This window comes from Streptomyces sennicomposti (assembly GCF_019890635.1).
GTDB lineage: Bacteria > Actinomycetota > Actinomycetes > Streptomycetales > Streptomycetaceae > Streptomyces > Streptomyces sennicomposti.
Window position 1 is genome coordinate 1 of the sequence record NZ_JAIOAB010000073.1, and the last position, 17,013, is coordinate 17,013.

Sequence of the window (17,013 nt, forward strand, 5' to 3'; positions counted from 1 at the left end):
AAGGCCGGGCGAAGGCCGGGCGAAGGCCGGGCGAAGGCCGGGCGAAGGCCGGGCGAAGGCCGGGAAGCCCGAGGCAACCCGTCCGCACCGGAGGGAGCCGGGCGGAGGCCGAGCGGGGACCGGGCGGAGGCCGGGGGAAGGCGGGGAAAGCCGGGAAGCCCGAAGCAAGCCGGCTTCGCACCGGAGGGAGCCGGGCGAAGGCCAAGCGGAGACCGGGCGGAGGCCGGGGGAAGGCGGGGAAAGCCGGGAAGCCCGAAGCAAGCCGGCCGCACCGGAGAGAGCCGGGCGGAGACCGGGCAAAGCCGGGAAGCCGAAGCAAGCTGGCCGCACCGGAGGAGACCGGGCGAGGTCCGGGCGGATCCGGTCCGCGCCGGGCGGAGCCCGGAGACCGCGTCGGAAGCAGCCCGGCGGAGCCGGGAAGAAGCGTGCGCGGGGACCGCCGCACCCCCATCACTGGGGGGCGGGACGACGGCGGTCCCCGCGAGGGACGCGGGCCGGGTCAGGCCGGGCCTGCGCATCCAGGCGTCCATGGAGGTCCGGGAGCCGCTCCGGAGGTCCTTGGCGCCGTCTCGCTCGCCGGCCGGGAAGGGGAGCCGCTCCCTTCCCGCCGACACCCATGACTCTGCCGGACGCGTGTTAAGCGGGTGCTGCGTGCACGTGACGTGCTCGTACCAGTTCCGCGACCGCTCCTCGGCCGCAGGTCACCGGGAGTTCCCGGGACCGGTCGGGCGCGCCCGGGGACGACGAAAGGGGGCGGCGGGCCACCGCCCGCCGCCCCCTGCGCACCCGTCGGGACGGGACCTACTGCTTGCCGCCCTTGGCCAGGAAGGAGAGCAGGTCCTGCCGGCTGACCACACCGGTGGGCTTGCCCTCGACCAGGACGATCGCCGCGTCGGCGGTGCCGAGCACCGTCATCAGGTCGGCGACCGGCTCACCGGAGCCCACCTGCGGCAGCGGCGCGGACATGTGCTTCTCCAGCGGGTCCTCCAGCGAGGCCCGCTTGGTGAACAGCGCGTCCAGCAGCTCCCGCTCGACCACGGAGCCGACGACCTCGGCCGCCATCACGTCCGGGTGGCCGGCGCCGGGCTTGACGATCGGCATCTGCGAGACGCCGTACTCGCGCAGCACCTCGATGGCCTGGCCGACGGTTTCGTCGGGGTGCATGTGGACCAGGGAGGGGATGCCGCCCTCCTTGTCGCTGAGCACGTCGCCAACGCGGGCGCTGGGGCCCTCGTCCTCCAGGAAGCCGTAGTCGGCCATCCACTCGTCGTTGAAGATCTTGCTCAGGTAGCCGCGTCCGCTGTCGGGCAGCAGCACCACCACGACGTCGTCGGGGCCGAGCCGCTCGGCCACCTCCAGCGCCGCCACGACCGCCATGCCGCAGGAGCCGCCGACCAGCAGGCCCTCCTCCTTGGCCAGGCGGCGGGTCATCTGGAAGGAGTCCTTGTCGGAGACGGCGACGATCTCGTCGGCGACGCCCCGGTCGTAGGCGGTGGGCCAGAAGTCCTCGCCGACGCCCTCGACGAGGTACGGCCGCCCGGAGCCGCCGGAGTACACCGAGCCCTCGGGGTCGGCTCCGATGACCTTGACCTTGCCGTCGCTGGCGTCCTTCAGGTAGCGGCCGGTGCCGGAGATGGTGCCGCCGGTGCCGACGCCCGCCACGAAGTGGGTGATCTTCCCCTCGGTCTGCTCCCACAGCTCGGGGCCGGTGGAGTGATAGTGCGACAGGGGGTTGTTCGGGTTGGAGTACTGGTCGGGCTTCCACGCGCCCGGCGTCTCACGCACCAGCCGGTCGGAGACGTTGTAGTAGGAGTCCGGATGCTCCGGCGCCACGGCCGTGGGGCACACGACCACTTCCGCACCGTAGGCGCGCAGTACGTTGATCTTGTCCGTGGAGACCTTGTCCGGGCAGACGAAGATGCACTTGTAGCCCTTCTGCTGGGCCACGATGGCGAGGCCGACGCCCGTGTTGCCGCTGGTGGGCTCGACGATCGTGCCGCCGGGCTTCAGCTCCCCGCTCTGCTCCGCCGCCTCGATCATGCGCAGGGCGATGCGGTCCTTCACGGAGCCGCCGGGGTTGAAGTACTCGACCTTGGCCAGGACGGTCGCCTTGATGCCCTTGGTGACGTTGTTGAGCCGTACCAGCGGGGTGTTGCCGACGAGGCTGATCATCGAGTCGTGGAATTGCACCGTTGTCTCCGGTCGCTGCAAAAAGATGTGGTCGTGGTGGTTCCGCCAGCCTAGAGCCTGTCTGACAAATCCCCGTCGTTCGCCCGTAGGGCGGGCCTCGCGGCGTCTGGTGCGTGCGATCGCAAGGCGCCGAAGCGTCCTCGTGGCGGAGCCACGTGGGCGGTTCGGCAACGCGGCGAGCGTGCGTGCCAGGCGTCGCGAGGCAGGCGGGGATTTGTCAGGCAGGCCCTGTGGCCAGGACTGGTCCTCGGACGGGTGTTCACTCGCTGTCGCGATTGGACGACGGTCGGTACGGGGCAAGACGTGGGTGTACGGCTTCGCGGGAGGTGGCAGCCACATGACCAGCATGTCGAGGGCGAGGGTGGCCCGGCGGATCGCGGCCGGCGCCGCGTACGGCGGCGGGGGGCTCGGGCTGGCCGGCGCGGCCGCGGTCGGACTGCTGCTGGCGGAGGTACGGCTGGCCCGGCGCCATGTGGGCAACGGCGCCGACCACCACGTACCGCTCGCCGACGGGCTGTACGGCCAGGGCTACGACACCCCCGGCGAGCCGCCGCTGCGGCTGGTCCTGCTCGGCGACTCCACGGCGGCGGGGCAGGGCGTCCACCGGGCCGGGCAGACCCCCGGCGCGCTGCTGGCCTCCGGGCTCGCGGCGGTGGCCGAGCGCCCGGTGCGGCTGCGCAACGTCGCGGTCACCGGCGCCCGCTCCGACGACCTGGACCGCCAGGTCTCCCTGGTGCTGGCCGATCCGGCGCAGCCGCCGGACATCTGCGTGATCATGATCGGCGCCAACGACGTGACCCACCGGATGCCGCCGACCCGCTCGGTGCGCCACCTCTCGGCCGCGGTACGGCGGCTGCGCACCGCGGGCGCGGAGGTGGTCGTGGGCACCTGTCCCGACCTCGGGACCATCGAGCCGGTGCAGCAGCCGCTGCGCTGGCTGGCCCGGCGCACCTCGCGGCAGCTGGCGGCGGCGCAGACCATCGGGGTGGTGGAGCAGGGGGGCCGCACCGTGTCGCTGGGCGATCTGCTGGGCCCGGAGTTCGAGGCGAACCCGCGCGAGCTGTTCGGCCCGGACAACTACCACCCGTCCGCCGAGGGGTACGCCACTGCGGCGATGGCGGTGCTGCCGACGGTGTGCGCGGCGCTCGGGCTGTGGCCGGCGGAGGAGGAGCGGCCGGACGTGTCGCGGCGCGAGGGGTTCCTGCCGGTGGCGCGGGCGGCCGCGGAGGCGGCGTCCGAGGCCGGTACGGAGGTCGCCGCCGCGATGCCCACCGGGCCGCGGGGGCCGTGGGCGCTGCTCAAGCGGCGGCGGAGGCGGAGGGTGTCGGCGACGGAGCCCGCACCTGTGCGGTCGGTGAGCTGAGCTGAGCGAGGGTGCCTGGTCCGCTCCCTCCGCCGCTGTGCCAGGGGGCTCTGCCCCCTGGACCCCTGACCCCCGGTCGGCCTGAACGGCCTCGTCCTCAAGCGCCGGACAGGCTGGGGATGCGGGCGTCGCCCTGCCGGACGCCCGGCGGGACAGCGAGGCGGGACGCGGGCGGCGGGCGCGGCCGGCGGGCTGCGACGGGCGCGGGCAGCGGGCGACGGGCGCGGGCGGCAGGCGCGGGGGCAGGCGGGCGGGCGGCACGGGCGACGGACGGGCGGCACGGGCGGCGGACGCGGGCGACGGGCGGCGGACGCGGGCGGCGGGCGCGGGCGGCCGGCAGGGCCGTTGCGCCCCAGGCCGCCCATCGATGCGCCCACCGGCAGGCGCCGGACCGGACGGAGGGAACCGGCGCCGCCCTCCGGCGCCCACCCGACAGCCCAGAACAAAGCAAGCGCTTAGAAAACTGCGGTCAGGGTCACACCGTCACCCCCGTGACCGCGGCGATACGTACGGGTAACTTCCAGACCAGCCCTGCCCGTCATCCGCACCCCCGTGGAGCCCTGATGCCCGAAGCCGTCATCGTCTCGACCGCCCGTTCGCCCATCGGCCGCGCCGGCAAGGGCTCCCTCAAGGACCTGCGCCCCGACGACCTCACCGCCACCATCGTCCAGGCCGCGCTCGCCAAGATCCCCGAGCTGGACCCGAAGGACATCGACGACCTGATGCTCGGCTGCGGTCTGCCCGGCGGCGAGCAGGGCCACAACCTCGGCCGGATCGTCGCCGTGCAGATGGGCATGGACCACCTGCCCGGCTGCACCGTCACCCGGTACTGCTCCTCCTCGCTGCAGACCTCCCGGATGGCCCTGCACGCCATCAAGGCCGGCGAGGGCGACGTGTTCATCTCGGCCGGCGTCGAGACGGTCTCCCGCTTCGGCAAGGGCAGCTCCGACGGCCTGCCGGACACGCACAACCCGCTGTTCGCCGAGGCCGAGGCCCGTACCGAGGCCGTCGCGCAGCAGGAGGGCACCACCTGGCACGACCCGCGCGAGGACGGCCTGCTCCCCGACGCCTACATCGCGATGGGCCAGACCGCCGAGAACCTGGCCCGCTGGAAGGGCGTCACCCGCCAGGAGATGGACGAGTTCGGCGTCCGTTCGCAGAACCTCGCCGAGGAAGCCATCAAGAACGGCTTCTGGGAGCGCGAGATCACCCCCGTGACCCTGCCGGACGGCACGGTCGTCTCGAAGGACGACGGCCCGCGCGCCGGCGTCACCCTGGAGGGCGTCTCCGGCCTCAAGCCGGTCTTCCGCCCCGACGGACTGGTCACCGCCGGCAACTGCTGTCCGCTCAACGACGGCGCCGCCGCGCTCGTCATCATGTCCGACACCAAGGCCCGCGAGCTGGGACTGACCCCGCTGGCCCGGATCGTCTCCACCGGCGTCTCCGGCCTGTCCCCGGAGATCATGGGCCTCGGCCCGGTCGAGGCCAGCAAGCAGGCCCTCAAGCGGGCCGGCCTGACCATCGACGACATCGACCTGGTCGAGATCAACGAGGCGTTCGCCGCCCAGGTGATCCCCTCCTACCGCGACCTCGGCATCGACATCGACAAGCTGAACGTCAACGGCGGCGCCATCGCGGTCGGCCACCCCTTCGGCATGACCGGCGCCCGGATCACCGGCACCCTGATCAACTCGCTGCAGTGGCACGACAAGCAGTTCGGTCTGGAGACCATGTGCGTCGGCGGCGGCCAGGGCATGGCGATGGTCATCGAGCGCCTCAGCTGACCCCGCCCGACGGCACGCGCCCCCGCGCGGCGGCCCGGTGAGGGACCGTCAGTGGCCGCCGGGGCACCCAGCGTGAGCGAACGGCCCGGAATGCAGGAAACCCCTGGATTCCGGGCCGTTCTGTGATCCAATCTCCCCCAGAGTGTGACCTATGTCCCTTGGGGAGGGGATCTTCGCAGGTCAACAGCGTCACGTCGGGCGCCTCAACCGGCCCACACGCCACATTCCTGTCCGTTTCGTGACGTTACGCACTGACAGCTGGATAGTCCGCCCTTCAAGCTGATGTAGGAAGTCGGGGGTCCACCTTGAACCCGGGAGTACGTCAGTGAGCGCCATGCCCATCGCCCTGCTGCTCACCACGGCCGCCACCGGCGCCGTGGGCGTCGCCGTCCTGCGCACCCTTTTCGCCCTGCGCCGGCAGGTCGCGGCGTTGCAGAACCAGCTCGCCGAGAACCACGCCGTCACGGCGCGGGCGCTGCTGCCCGCCGCCCGCGGGCAGGCGGACGCCGAGCAGATACGCACCGCCGTGGTGCAGGCGCTCGCGGAGGAGCGGGAGCGGGAGCTGGCCGAGGCGCGGGCCTTCTGGGCCGCGCAGGAGGCGCGGGACGCCGCCGACACGCCGTCCCTGCTCGGACTGCCCGACAGCGAGCTGTTCCTGCCCCGGCAGGCCGACTTCGCGGGTCTCGAACACCTGGAGCCGGTGACCGAGACCGGCGCCGACGCCGAGGAGCTGCCCGGCGTCGGTTCCGGCGAGTCCGCCGAGCTGGCCGCGGCCCGTCGCCGTCACCCCTCGCACCCCGACTTCACCCCGCACGCCTCCCCCGTCGTCGGCGACCACGAGCGCACCGTCGCCACCCTGGAGAAGCTGGCCGAGGACGCGGTGGAGCTGGCCGACGTCCGGCCCGGCCCGCTGGGCACCCTGGACGTCTACGTCTTCGCCGACGGCACGACCCTGTGCATGACCCCGGGCCACCGCGAGACCGCGGACCGGCTGGCCGCCGCGCTGCACGCCGGCGAGTCCCCCGTCCTACTCGGCGGCTCGGGCATCTCCGGCGCCTACACGCTGACCTTCGCCTGCGGCGAGGAGAACGTGTACATCCTGGCGGACCGGGTCATCGCCTCCCTCTGAGGCTCCGAGCCTCCTTGGGGACCTTCCCTCGGGGCCGTTCATCCGGGTCTTCCCCGGCCACTTCCTCCGGGGTTCTCCCGCGGGGCTTCCTCCGGTCTCTCCCTCGGGGCTTTCTCGGGGCCTTCCCCGGAGTCTCCGCCGGGGGCTGCTTCCCGCGACCGGCGGGGCGCCCGGCGCCTCTCACACCCCGGCGCGTTTCTGGGCCTCCGTCACCAGGCGGACGGCCTCCTCGACCTCGGCCTCGTTCCTCAGTACGAGGGCCAGGTCGTGTCCGGCCACCGTGATCTGGTCGGCGACGGCGAACATGCCCGCGTCGGGCATCTCCCGCGGTTCCCGCCCGGGGTCCTCGGCGAGCTGGGCGCGCCGGGCGAACTCCCTGGCCAGTCCCAGCGCCTCGGCGGCCGCGCTGCGTTGCAGCCGGCTCTGCGGGGCGGCCCGCAGACGGTCGGCGAAGTGCTCCACTGCCCGGCTCAGCGATGTCGTGTCAACCACGTCGCGAGACTACGCGCCGCACCCGGACTGTTGCCAACGAGCGAACCCTCGGGCACGGTGACGTGAAGGACCGGATTCATCGAACGCGTCCGGAGGCGCCGATGTCCCAAGTCTTCTCCGAAGAGACCCACCGCAACCTGCTCGCCCGCATCCCCCAGTGCACCGGTCGTGAAGTCGCCGACTGGCTGCGCACCGTCGAAGAAGGCCCGGCGCTCTGCTTCGAGGAGAAGCTCAGCTGGCTCCGCCACGAGCACAACCTCGCGTACGGCCACGCCAAGGCGATCATCCACGAGTACGACCTGAGGAGGGCCGCCCGCAAGCTGCGCTGAGCGGCGCGGACCGCCGTGGACGCGGCGGCCCGGAAACGGCGAAGGGCCCCGGCGGAGCCGGGGCCCTTCCGCGTGCGTGCGGTACGTCGCTCGCACCGGGTGCGGTGCGTCAGTCGTTCTGGTTGAGGATCGCGATGATCCGCAGGAACTCCATGTAGATCCACACCAGCGTCAGCGTCAGGCCGAAGGCCGCGAGCCAGGCCTCCTCGCGCGGCGCGCCGTAGGCCACGCCGTCCTCGACCTGCTTGAAGTCCAGGGCGAGGAAGCAGGCGCCGAGGATGACGCCGATGATGCCGAAGACGATGCCGAGGGCGCCGCTGCGGAAGCCGAGGCCGTCACCGCCGCCGAACGCGGCGAACAGCAGGTTCACCATCATCAGCAGCACGAAGCCGAGCGCGGCCGCCATCACGAAGCCGTAGAAGCGGCGGTTGACCCGGATCCAGCCCGCCTTGTAGGCGATCAGCACGGCGGCGAAGACCGCCATCGTGCCGAGCACGGCCTGCATGGCCGCGCCGCTGGCGATGCGGTTGTCGACCACGCTGGAGACGACGCCGAGGAACACGCCCTCGAACGCGGCGTAGGTCAGGATCAGCGCGGGCGAGGCCTTGCGCTTGAAGGACTGGACGAAGCCCAGCACCATCGCGATCAGCGCGGCGCCGATCCCGATGCCGTAGGAACGGGTGATGTGGGCGTCGTCGACCGGCAGCAGCGCCCAGGCGAGCGCGGCGGTGACCACCAGCACGCCGAGCGTGGAGGCGGTGCGCACGACGACGTCGTCCATCGTCATCCGGCCGGTGGTGGCCGGGGCCTGCGGCGGGGCGCCGTACTGCGCGTCCTGCGGGGCGTAAGGGTTCTGCGCGTAGGGGTTGCCGCTCGGCTGGGCGTACGGATTGCCCTGCGCGTACGGGTTGCCCTGCGTGCCGACTGCGGGGCCCCCGGCCTGCGGCGCGGTGTTGAAGCCCGCGTAGCCGTTGTCGCGGCTGAACCCCCGTCGCGAGAAGACCGGGTTTCTGCTCCTCATCTCACTCCTCCATGGCCGCACGTCGCGGCCTTGGCTCAAGAGTAATGGAACGGCAAAGGATAGACCCTACTACCTGGGAAGGATCTTTCCCCCGCCCTGCTGCGGCACACGCTACGCGGGCGCGCGGTTCCGGGCACCGGGCGGCGGCGTTCATGACCGACCCGGTACACGTCCGGAACCGGCCGGAGACCAGGGCGGCCCCTCGGCGGCCCGTCAGCCGATCGGGAAGCCGGTGTAGGCCTCGGCCAGGTCGGTCGCGGCGGCCCGGGAGGAAGCGATCCGGTCCAGCCGGGCGAGCTGGAGACGCCCCTCGAAGGGGGTGCCCTCCGGGTCCGGGTGGAGCATCGTCGTCATGTCGTAGCTGAACCGCTCGGCCTGCCAGACGCGGCGCAGGCAGTCGGCCGAGTAGGAGTCGAGCAGCTCGTCGGAGCCGGTCTCCCGGCGGTGCGTCAGCGCCCGCGCGAGGGTGACGACGTCGCCGACGGCGAGGTTCAGGCCCTTGGCGCCGGTCGGCGGCACGATGTGGGCGGCGTCGCCGGCGAGGAAGAGCCGGCCGTGGCGCATGGGCTCGTGGACGTAGGAGCGCATCGGGGTGACCGACTTCTGGGTGATCGGTCCGCGGGTGAGCCGCCAGTCGTCGTCCGTCTCCAGCCGCCGCTCCAGCTCGTCCCAGATCTCGTCGTCCGACCAGCCGTCCGGGTCGGCGCCGGCGGGCACCTGGAGGTAGAGACGGGAGACGGCCGGGGAGCGCATGGACAGCAGGGCGAAACCGCGGTCGTGGCGGGCGTAGACCAGCTCGTCGTGCGAGGGCGCCACGTCGGCGAGGACGCCGAGCCAGCCGAAGGGGTACGTCCGTTCGAAGACGCGGGAGACGGCGGCCGGGACCGCCTGGCGGGCCACGCCCCAGAAGCCGTCGCAACCGACGACGTAGTCGCACTCCAGGACCTGCTCGCGCCCCTCGTGCCGGAACCGGACGACGGGGCGGTCGCCCTCGGCGCCCTCGACGGCCAGCGCCTCCGCCTCGAACAGCAGCGGACCGCCCTCCTTGAGCTGGAGGGCGATGAGGTCCTTGCAGACCTCGGTCTGGGCGTAGACCGTCACGGACCGGCCGCCGGTCAGCGCGGGGAAGTCGACGCGGTGCCGACGCCGGGCGAACCGCAGTTCGATGCCGTCGTGCCGCAGTCCCTCGCGGTCCATCCGCTCCCCGGCCCCGGCGGCGCGCAGCACGTCCACGGTGCCCTGTTCCAGGATCCCGGCGCGCTGGCGCTGCTCGACGTAGGCGCGGTCGCGGCTCTCCAGGACGACCGAGTCGATCCCGGCGTCGCGGAGCAGCCGGGCCAGGAGCAGGCCGGCCGGGCCGGCTCCGATGATGCCGACGGTGGTGCGCATCGGTCGTTCCCTTCGGGTGGGCGTCGGTGGCGTCGCCGCCGGGACGTACGGAGCGCGGGCGTTCCGGGGTGTTCGCCTGGCGAGGTGTTCGGCTGATGGTGTTCGCCTGGTGAAGTTTCCTTCACGAAGGTGCCCCGAGTTTCCGCCCGCGCCCGCCCGATGTCAATGGACCCGGCGGCCGGGCCGCAGGCGAGGAACCCGGCAGCCCGGCCACGGCCCGCGGCCGTCCCCCCAGCCGCGCACCGACGATCACGGCCGCGCGCCGACCCTCACGGCGGCGCGCCGGCGATCACCCGCGGGCGCCGACGATCACGTGTCGGCCGGACACGTCCTCGGCGGGGCCGGGCAGCGGGATGCGCACCGGGACGGCGGTGCCGCCGGGGGCGTTCGGGCCGAGCGCCAGCCCGGACCCCCAGCCCCACAGCCCGCCCTCGGTGTCGATGGCGTACGCCGTGAGCTGGTACGCGGCGATCCGCTTGATCCTCGGCAGCCCGGCCACCCTGGCCGGCCGCGCGGAGGCGTGGTCGGAGGCGTCGCCGTCGCCCAGCGCGCCGCTCGCGCCCCGGCCCCACGCCCACACCGCGCCGTCGCGGTCGAGGGCGTAGGCCACGTCGTCCCCGCCGGCCACCTGCACGGCGTGCGTGGGCCCCGGCACCCGCACCGGCCGTCCCGTCTGCCCGCCGCGCGGCTCGACGCCGAGCAGGCCGTGCGCGTTGCCGCCCCAGGCGCAGACCCGGCCGTCCGCCCGGACGGCGACCACGGCCTCGCCCGCCGAGGCGACGCCGACGGCACCGGAGACGCCGTCGACGGTCCTGAGGCGGGTGCCGTCCGTGTCGCCGAGCACGTCGGTCAGGTTGACGCCCCAGCCGACGACCCGTCCGTCGGCGCGCAGGGCGAAGGAGTTGAGCAGCCCCGGGCCCATGGCGACCACGTTCCGCGCCCCCGGGACGCGCTGCGGGACGCTCACCCCGGCGTAGCCCTGCCGCCGCCCGGCCTGGACGAGGAACCGGTCGGCGCCCCACGCCACGACGCCGCCGTCGCGCAGGACGACGTAGAAGGTGGACCCGCTGTTGTGGACGGCGCGCGCCGGGCCGATCCCGGCCACCTGGCGGGGCTCGGCCTCGTAGCCGCGCTCGCGGACGCCGTGCCCGAGGGAGCCGTCGACGTTGACGCCGTAGGACCAGACGGTGCCGTCCGCCCGGACGGCCACGGTGGTGTACCCGCTGTCCGCGACGGAGACGACGTCGCTCCACCCCGGCACGGCCCGCCGCCCCTCCGCGCCCGCGGGCGCCCCGAAGTGCGCCGCCCAGGTCCACACGGCCCCCGGCCGCGCGACCGCCGGCGCCGTCCGCGCACCGCGCCCGCCGTCCGGACACCGCGGCGCCCCGAGCACGGCCCGGTCGGCCTTGCCGCACCCGGCCACCACGAGCACGACGGCGACCCCGAAGACGACCCCCCGCATCCAGCCCGTCCCACCCATCGCGAACCCCCACGGCAACAGAACCCGACGTCACCGCCCCGACCGGACGGCCCGCCCACCACAGTCCCGCACCGCCCCCCGCCCGACCTGAGCACGAGAACTCATTCCGCCCGGCGGGGGCTGAGTAGCGCACCGGGAACGCCCCCTCGCCCGGTGTGAGTACGGGATGCGGCGTCGAACACCCCGGCCGCTTCCGTGTCCTAAGGTGTGCGGCGTCCCGGAGGGGCAGGGTTGGGGTTTCGTGCCGTCCGGGGGCGGGAGGGGTCTTGGGGTACGTCCGATTGCTGCGCCGTCGTCGTGTCCTCGCCCTCTGGGGTGCACAGGCCCTGTCCGTCTTCGGTGACCGCTTGTACGCCATGGCGGTCATGTGGATCGCCTGGGAGCGGTCCGGGGCCCGTGCCATGGGGCTGGTGGCCGTCGCGGAGTCGGTGCCGTACATCGTCATGGGCACGGTGGGACGCCGCCTCATGGACCGCTGCGCGTCCCTGCGGGCGCTCGCCCGGGTGGACGCCGCCCGCGTGCTGCTCGTCGCCCTCCTGCCGGTGGCCTGGCGGGAGTTCGGCACGCCGGGCACGCTCGCCTGCGCGGCCGCGCTCGGCCTGGCCGGTGCGGTCTTCGACCCCAGCCTCGGCGCGCTCGTGCCCGACCTGGTCCGCCCCGACGAGGTCCAGGCCGTGGCCGGGCTGATGGACCTCACCGGCCGGATCGCCCGCTTCGCCGGGCCCGGCGCGGCCGGTGCGCTGCTCCTGGTCGTCCCGCAGCCGACGCTGTTCCTCGTCGACTCCGTGACGTTCGCCGTGTCCGCCGCGGTGCTGGCCCGGCTAAGCCGCGCCGCGAAGCCGGTCACGGGCGCGGTGCCGCCGGGCGGACCGGGCCGTCCGGGAGCCCGGTCCCTGCTGCGCGGCCACCCGGCGACAGCCGTGGCGATCGCCGTGCACGGCGCGGGGATCTTCGCGCAGGCCGTGGCCATGGCGATGCCGGCGCTGCTGGCCGCCCGGCTGCACGCCGGGGCCGGCGCGTACGGGATGGTCCTCGCCGCGACCGGTGCGGGGGCGTTCGGCGCGAACCTGGTGGCGGGCAACGTCCGGCTTCCCGCCCGGCTGCCGGTGGCGTACTGCCTGCTGTGGGCGGCGTCCGGGCTGCTCCTCGCCCTGACCGGTTCGGCCCGCACCCTGCCCGTCCTGCTCGCGGTGTCCGCCGCGTCCGGCGCCGTCGCCCCGTTCCTCGGCGTGACCCTCCAGACGCACCTGTCCGCCTTCCCGCCGGCGGCCCGCCGACGGCTGATGGCGCTCGACCTGACCGTGATCCGCTCGGCCGGCACCACGTCGCTGCTGATCGTCCCCGCCCTCGCCGCCGCCTCGCCCACGACCGCTTTCCGGGCCGGCGGCCTGACCACGGTCGCCGTGTCCGCCCTCGGCGCGGTGGCCGCCCGGTGGTGGAGCCGGGACACAGGGGCCCTCCCGGTCGTGGAAACGGCCGGGGAGTTGTCGCGGGAGTGAGTCCGCGCGGGTGTGCCGGGCGGCCGGGGCGTGGTGCTCCGCGATGCTCGCGGAAAGGACCGGAAAGGGAATGAAGGCGGCGCCGGCCCGGTGTTTTCACGGGCCCGACACCGCTTCTGGAAGTGCCCGGAACCGGACTCGAACCGGTACGCCCGCGAGGGGCAGCGAGGTTTAAGCTCGCCGTGTCTGCATTCCACCATCCGGGCCAGGCCGTGGGTTCCGCGCCGGGGTCCGAGCCTATCGGGACGCACCGCCCTGACCGTGGGCGGGTGACCTCATGTTGTCTTATTTTATTGGCGCTTGAGGGACCATCAGAACGCTAAAACCGCCGTTGGCACTTGCCTACAGCCTGACCGGCTGCAGTCGGCCGCGTACGCGGAATGACGGAATTTCACCGTCCGAACAGGCTGCCTCCACCCCGTCTCGACGTCCGGCGCTCCCGGACCGGTCCGTCGCCGGTCCATCGCCGGTCCGTCGTCGGTCCGTCGCCCATACGTCGCCGGTCCGTCCCTGGTCCGTACGTCGCCGGTCCGTCCCTGGTCCGTCCGTCTCCGGTTCGTCGCCGGTTCGTCCTCTCCGGCGGTGCGGCCCCGACGGCCCAGCCCGCGTCCTTCTCCCCCGCCCCCCGAGCCGCTCTCAGGGCCGCCGTCATACCTGGGGATGACGGGGGCCCTCCCCCGTCCGACCCGAGTCGCCCCCGGGAACCGGAACAGCGGCTGACGCCGCGGGCCTGATCCGACGGGACGATGGAACCCGTCCCCGAGAACATCGTCGTCCCGTCAGGAGCCCCACCCGTGACCACCTCCTCCATCGCCGGCCGGACCACCACCGTGGCCGCGCGCGCCACGGATCTGTCGAAGATCTACGGACAGGGCGAGACCCAGGTGGTCGCCCTCGACCGGGTCTCCGTCGACTTCGCGCAGGCGGAGTTCACCGCGATCATGGGCCCGTCCGGGTCCGGCAAGTCCACGCTGATGCACTGCGTGGCCGGGCTGGACACCTTCTCCTCCGGGTCGGTGCGCATCGGCGACACCGAGCTGGGCTCCCTGAAGGACAAGCAGCTCACCAAGTTGCGCCGGGACAAGATCGGGTTCATCTTCCAGGCGTTCAACCTGCTGCCGACGCTGACGGCGCTGGAGAACATCACGCTCCCCATGGACATCGCCGGCCGCAAGCCCGACCAGCGGTGGCTGGACTCGGTGATCGACATGGTCGGGCTGTCCGGGCGGCTCGGGCACCGGCCCTCGCAGCTGTCCGGCGGCCAGCAGCAGCGCGTCGCCGTCGCCCGCGCGCTGGCCTCCAAGCCGGAGATCATCTTCGGTGACGAGCCCACCGGCAACCTCGACTCCCGCTCGGGCGCCGAGGTCCTCGGCTTCCTGCGCAACTCCGTGCGGGAGCTGGGCCAGACCGTGGTGATGGTGACCCACGACCCGGTGGCGGCGGCGTACGCGGACCGGGTGGTCTTCCTCGCCGACGGCCGGATCGTGGACGAGGTGTACGGGCCCACGGCGGACGCGGTCCTGGACCGTATGAAGCAGTTCGACGCCAAGGGGCGCACCAGCTGATCCCCGCGCGCAGGCCGTCCCGTACGGCCCGCGCCGCGCACGTCGCCCGCCCCCTACGGCCCGCGCCGCGCACGTCGGCCGCCCCTGCGGTCCACGGCACGGTCCACGGCGCCCACTGCGGCCACTCCCGCCGGTGCGCAGCGCCCCCGCCCCCGCCCTCGTACACCTCACCTGAACTGAGACACCCCATGTTCCGCACCGCCTTGCGTAACGTCCTCGCGCACAAGGCCCGGCTCCTGATGACCGTGCTCGCCGTGATGCTCGGCGTGGCCTTCGTGTCGGGGACCCTGGTCTTCACCAACACCATCTCCGACGCCTTCCAGAAGAGTTCCGCCAAGGGCTTCGACCACGTGGACGTGGCCGTCGAGGCCAAGTACCGCAAGAGCGAGGGCGACCGGGTCGGCAAGACCCCCGAGCTGACCCAGGACATGCTGGAGCGCAGCGCCCGCGTCCCGGGCGCGAAGTCCGCCGTCGGCGTCGTCCGCGGCTTCACCGCCCTCGCGGGCAAGGACGGCAAGCTGATCGGCAACGGCTTCCAGTCCGAGGGCGGCAACTACTGGGGCGCGAAGGACCCCCGGTACCCGCTGGTCTCCGGCACGGCCCCGCACGGCGTGCACCAGATCCTCATCGACTCCGAGACCGCCCGCCGGGCCGGCTACAAGGTCGGCGACACCGTGCGCGTCTCCGTCGACGGCCCCGTCCTGACCCCCACCGTCAGCGGCGTCTTCACCACCGACGACGGCAACGTCGCCGCCGGCGGCAGCCTCGCCCTGTTCGACACGGCCACCGCGCAGAAGCTGTTCGGCAAGCCGGGCACGTACGACGAGATCGACGTGGCGGCGAAGCCCGGCACCAGTCAGTCGGCGCTCAAGGCGCAGCTGGACCGGGCGATGCCGAAGGGGACGACCGAGACCACCACCGGTCAGAAGCTCGCCGACGACCAGGCGGAGATGATCTCCTCGTCGATGAGCAGCATGAAGCAGGGCCTGCTGGTGTTCGCCGGGATCGCGCTGTTCGTCGGCACGTTCATCATCGCCAACACCTTCACCATGCTGGTCGCCCAGCGCACCAAGGAACTCGCGCTGCTGCGCGCCGTCGGCGCCTCCCGCCGGCAGGTCACCCGCTCGGTGCTGATCGAGGCGTTCGTGGTGGGCGTGGTGGCCGCCGTGACCGGTCTGCTGGCCGGCATCGGCATCGGCGCCGGACTGCGCTCCCTGCTCGGGTCGTTCGGCGCCACCGTCCCGGACGGGCCGCTGGTCGTCACGCCCGGCACGGTCGTCGCCGCCCTCGCGGTCGGCGTCCTGGTGACCATGCTGGCCGCCTGGCTGCCGGGCCGGCGCGCCGCGAAGATCCCGCCGGTGGCGGCGATGAGCAGCGTGCACGCGCAGGCCACCGCCAAGTCGCTGGTGCTGCGCAACACCCTCGGCGCGCTGTTCGCGGGCGGCGGCGTCGCGGTGGTCCTCGCGGCCACCGCCATGGACGCCGACTCCGCCCAGGCCCCGATGGGGCTCGGCGCCGTGCTGCTGATCATCGGCGTGTTCATCCTGACCCCGCTGCTGTCCCGGCCGCTGATCGCCGCCACCGCCCCGGTGCTGCGCGCGTTCGGGGTGTCCGGCAAGCTGGCCCGGCAGAACTCGGTGCGCAACCCGCGCCGTACGGCGGCCACCGCGTCCGCGCTGATGATCGGACTGACCCTGATCACCGGTATGACGGTGATGGCGGGCAGCCTCCAGCACGCGATCGACAAGATGGCCTCCTCCGCGATCCGCGCCGACTACGTGGTGTCGATGGCCAACGGCAACGGGCTGTCCCCGCGCGTGGAGAAGGAGCTGAAGGCCACCGACGGCGTCACCGCCCTCAGCCCGCTGCGCAACGCGCCCTCCCGCATCGACGGCGAGACCGAGTACCTGACCGGCGTCAACGGCGCCGCGATCGGCGAGCTGACGGACCTGACGGTCGAGGACGGCTCGTTCACGGTCGGCGGCGACAAGGTCGTCGTGGACGACAGGACCGCGAAGGACCACCACTGGACCGCCGGGTCCGGCTTCACCGTCGCCTACGAGGACGGCGGCAAGCAGAAGCTCACCGTCGCCGGCGTCTACGAGGGCAACGACATGATCCGCGGGATCATGCTCGACAACGCCGTCCTCGCCCCGCACCAGAGCGAGGCGACCGACATGCAGGTCATGGTGAAGACCGCCGACGGCGCGTCCGAGGCCACCAAGGACAAGCTGGTCGAGGCGCTCGGTGACAACCCCGCGATCCAGGTCCAGGACAAGAAGGACATCTCCAACGGCATCGCGCAGATGTTCACCCTGATGCTGAACATGCTCTACGGCCTGCTCGCCATGGCGGTGATCGTCGCGGTCCTCGGCGTCATCAACACCCTGGCCATGTCGGTCTTCGAACGCTCCCAGGAGATCGGCATGCTGCGCGCGATCGGCCTGGACCGCCGGGGCATCAAGCGGATGGTCCGGCTGGAGTCCCTGGTGATCGCCCTGTTCGGCGGCGTCCTCGGCATCGGTCTCGGCGTGTTCTTCGGCTGGGCGGCCGGCGAGCTGCTGGGCGCCAAGATGGCGACGTACGAACTGGTGCTGCCGTGGGGGCGGATGGCCGTGTTCCTGCTGCTGGCGGGGCTGGTCGGCGTGCTGGCCGCGCTGTGGCCGGCCCGGCGCGCGGCCCGGCTGAACATGCTCCAGGCGATCAAGTCCGAGTAGGCGCGGCCCACACGTGCGAGGGGCCCGTTCCGGTGGCGGAACGGGCCCCTTACAC

At 73.3% G+C, this 17,013-nt stretch carries 12 protein-coding genes and 1 tRNA gene; 7 read left to right on the forward strand and 6 right to left on the reverse strand.

The genetic code is table 11. From position 1 onward, the window contains the following. Positions 1-801: 801 nt before the first annotated feature. Positions 802-2,190: a cystathionine beta-synthase gene (locus tag K7787_RS28105; RefSeq protein ID WP_009189008.1), complete on the reverse strand. Its 1,389-nt coding sequence runs from the start codon at positions 2,188-2,190 to the stop codon at positions 802-804. 337 nt (positions 2,191-2,527) lie between these two features. On the opposite strand from K7787_RS28105, the gene K7787_RS28110 reads away from it, so the two are divergent. The 3 genes from K7787_RS28110 to K7787_RS28120 all read left to right on the forward strand — a co-directional run bounded on the left by K7787_RS28110 (position 2,528) and on the right by K7787_RS28120 (position 6,466). Beyond that, positions 2,528-3,553: an SGNH/GDSL hydrolase family protein gene (locus K7787_RS28110; protein WP_199294118.1), complete on the forward strand. Its 1,026-nt coding sequence runs from the start codon at positions 2,528-2,530 to the stop codon at positions 3,551-3,553. Between the two features lie 563 nt (positions 3,554-4,116). After that, entirely contained in the window at positions 4,117-5,337 is a 1,221-nt protein-coding gene (locus K7787_RS28115; protein WP_009189010.1) for an acetyl-CoA C-acetyltransferase, read from the forward strand. A 325-nt stretch (positions 5,338-5,662) separates the two neighbouring features. Beyond that, positions 5,663-6,466, forward strand: a complete 804-nt coding sequence (locus K7787_RS28120) for a hypothetical protein (RefSeq protein WP_009189011.1) — start codon at positions 5,663-5,665, stop codon at positions 6,464-6,466. A gap of 180 nt (positions 6,467-6,646) precedes the next feature. Here K7787_RS28120 and K7787_RS28125 read toward each other — a convergent pair whose 3' ends face one another. After that, the gene (locus K7787_RS28125) at positions 6,647-6,958 is read right to left on the reverse strand and encodes a hypothetical protein (RefSeq protein ID WP_231573747.1); all 312 of its coding nucleotides are present in this window, start codon (positions 6,956-6,958) and stop codon (positions 6,647-6,649) included. 101 nt (positions 6,959-7,059) lie between these two features. Between K7787_RS28125 and K7787_RS28130 the strand changes: the two genes are divergently transcribed. Continuing rightward, a complete protein-coding gene (locus tag K7787_RS28130) occupies positions 7,060-7,287 on the forward strand; it encodes a DUF4287 domain-containing protein (protein ID WP_009189013.1) in 228 nt (75 codons plus the stop codon). 109 nt (positions 7,288-7,396) lie between these two features. On the opposite strand, the gene K7787_RS28135 is transcribed toward K7787_RS28130, so the two are convergent. The 3 genes from K7787_RS28135 to K7787_RS28145 all read right to left on the reverse strand — a co-directional run bounded on the left by K7787_RS28135 (position 7,397) and on the right by K7787_RS28145 (position 11,159). Beyond that, positions 7,397-8,308 carry a Bax inhibitor-1/YccA family protein gene (locus K7787_RS28135; RefSeq protein ID WP_009189014.1) on the reverse strand — a complete coding sequence of 304 codons (912 nt, stop codon included), beginning with the start codon at positions 8,306-8,308 and terminating at the stop codon, positions 7,397-7,399. A gap of 213 nt (positions 8,309-8,521) precedes the next feature. Continuing rightward, entirely contained in the window at positions 8,522-9,697 is a 1,176-nt protein-coding gene (locus K7787_RS28140) for a 4-hydroxybenzoate 3-monooxygenase (RefSeq protein ID WP_223003372.1), read from the reverse strand. Between the two features lie 289 nt (positions 9,698-9,986). Continuing rightward, complete coding sequence (locus tag K7787_RS28145) at positions 9,987-11,159, reverse strand: RCC1 domain-containing protein (protein WP_247721361.1); 1,173 nt, start codon at positions 11,157-11,159, stop codon at positions 9,987-9,989. A 284-nt stretch (positions 11,160-11,443) separates the two neighbouring features. Here K7787_RS28145 and K7787_RS28150 point away from each other — a divergent pair, with 284 nt between their 5' ends. Next, positions 11,444-12,676, forward strand: coding sequence for an MFS transporter (locus tag K7787_RS28150; RefSeq protein ID WP_223003374.1), 1,233 nt, complete (start codon positions 11,444-11,446; stop codon positions 12,674-12,676). A gap of 123 nt (positions 12,677-12,799) precedes the next feature. Here the strand turns inward: K7787_RS28150 and K7787_RS28155 are convergent. Then, positions 12,800-12,882, reverse strand: a tRNA-Leu gene (locus K7787_RS28155). Between the two features lie 588 nt (positions 12,883-13,470). Here K7787_RS28155 and K7787_RS28160 point away from each other — a divergent pair. Next, on the forward strand, positions 13,471-14,241 hold the full coding sequence (locus tag K7787_RS28160; RefSeq protein WP_164387517.1) for an ABC transporter ATP-binding protein: 771 nt from the start codon (positions 13,471-13,473) through the stop codon (positions 14,239-14,241). 188 nt (positions 14,242-14,429) lie between these two features. Next, positions 14,430-16,958 (forward strand): ABC transporter permease, encoded by a 2,529-nt coding sequence (locus K7787_RS28165; RefSeq protein WP_223003375.1) that lies wholly within the window; start codon positions 14,430-14,432, stop codon positions 16,956-16,958. Positions 16,959-17,013: the final 55 nt, after the last annotated feature.

Excerpts from the sequence above, each read along its gene's own strand:
- K7787_RS28110 (WP_199294118.1), top strand. The coding sequence starts at position 2,528 with ATGACCAGCATGTCGAGGGCGAGGGTGGCCCGGCGGATCGCGGCCGGC.
- K7787_RS28115 (WP_009189010.1), top strand. The coding sequence starts at position 4,117 with ATGCCCGAAGCCGTCATCGTCTCGACCGCCCGTTCGCCCATCGGCCGC.
- K7787_RS28130 (WP_009189013.1), top strand. The coding sequence starts at position 7,060 with ATGTCCCAAGTCTTCTCCGAAGAGACCCACCGCAACCTGCTCGCCCGC.
- K7787_RS28135 (WP_009189014.1), bottom strand. The coding sequence starts at position 8,308 with ATGAGGAGCAGAAACCCGGTCTTCTCGCGACGGGGGTTCAGCCGCGAC.
- K7787_RS28140 (WP_223003372.1), bottom strand. The coding sequence starts at position 9,697 with ATGCGCACCACCGTCGGCATCATCGGAGCCGGCCCGGCCGGCCTGCTC.
- K7787_RS28145 (WP_247721361.1), bottom strand. The coding sequence starts at position 11,159 with ATGCGGGGGGTCGTCTTCGGGGTCGCCGTCGTGCTCGTGGTGGCCGGG.
- K7787_RS28165 (WP_223003375.1), top strand. The coding sequence starts at position 14,430 with ATGTTCCGCACCGCCTTGCGTAACGTCCTCGCGCACAAGGCCCGGCTC.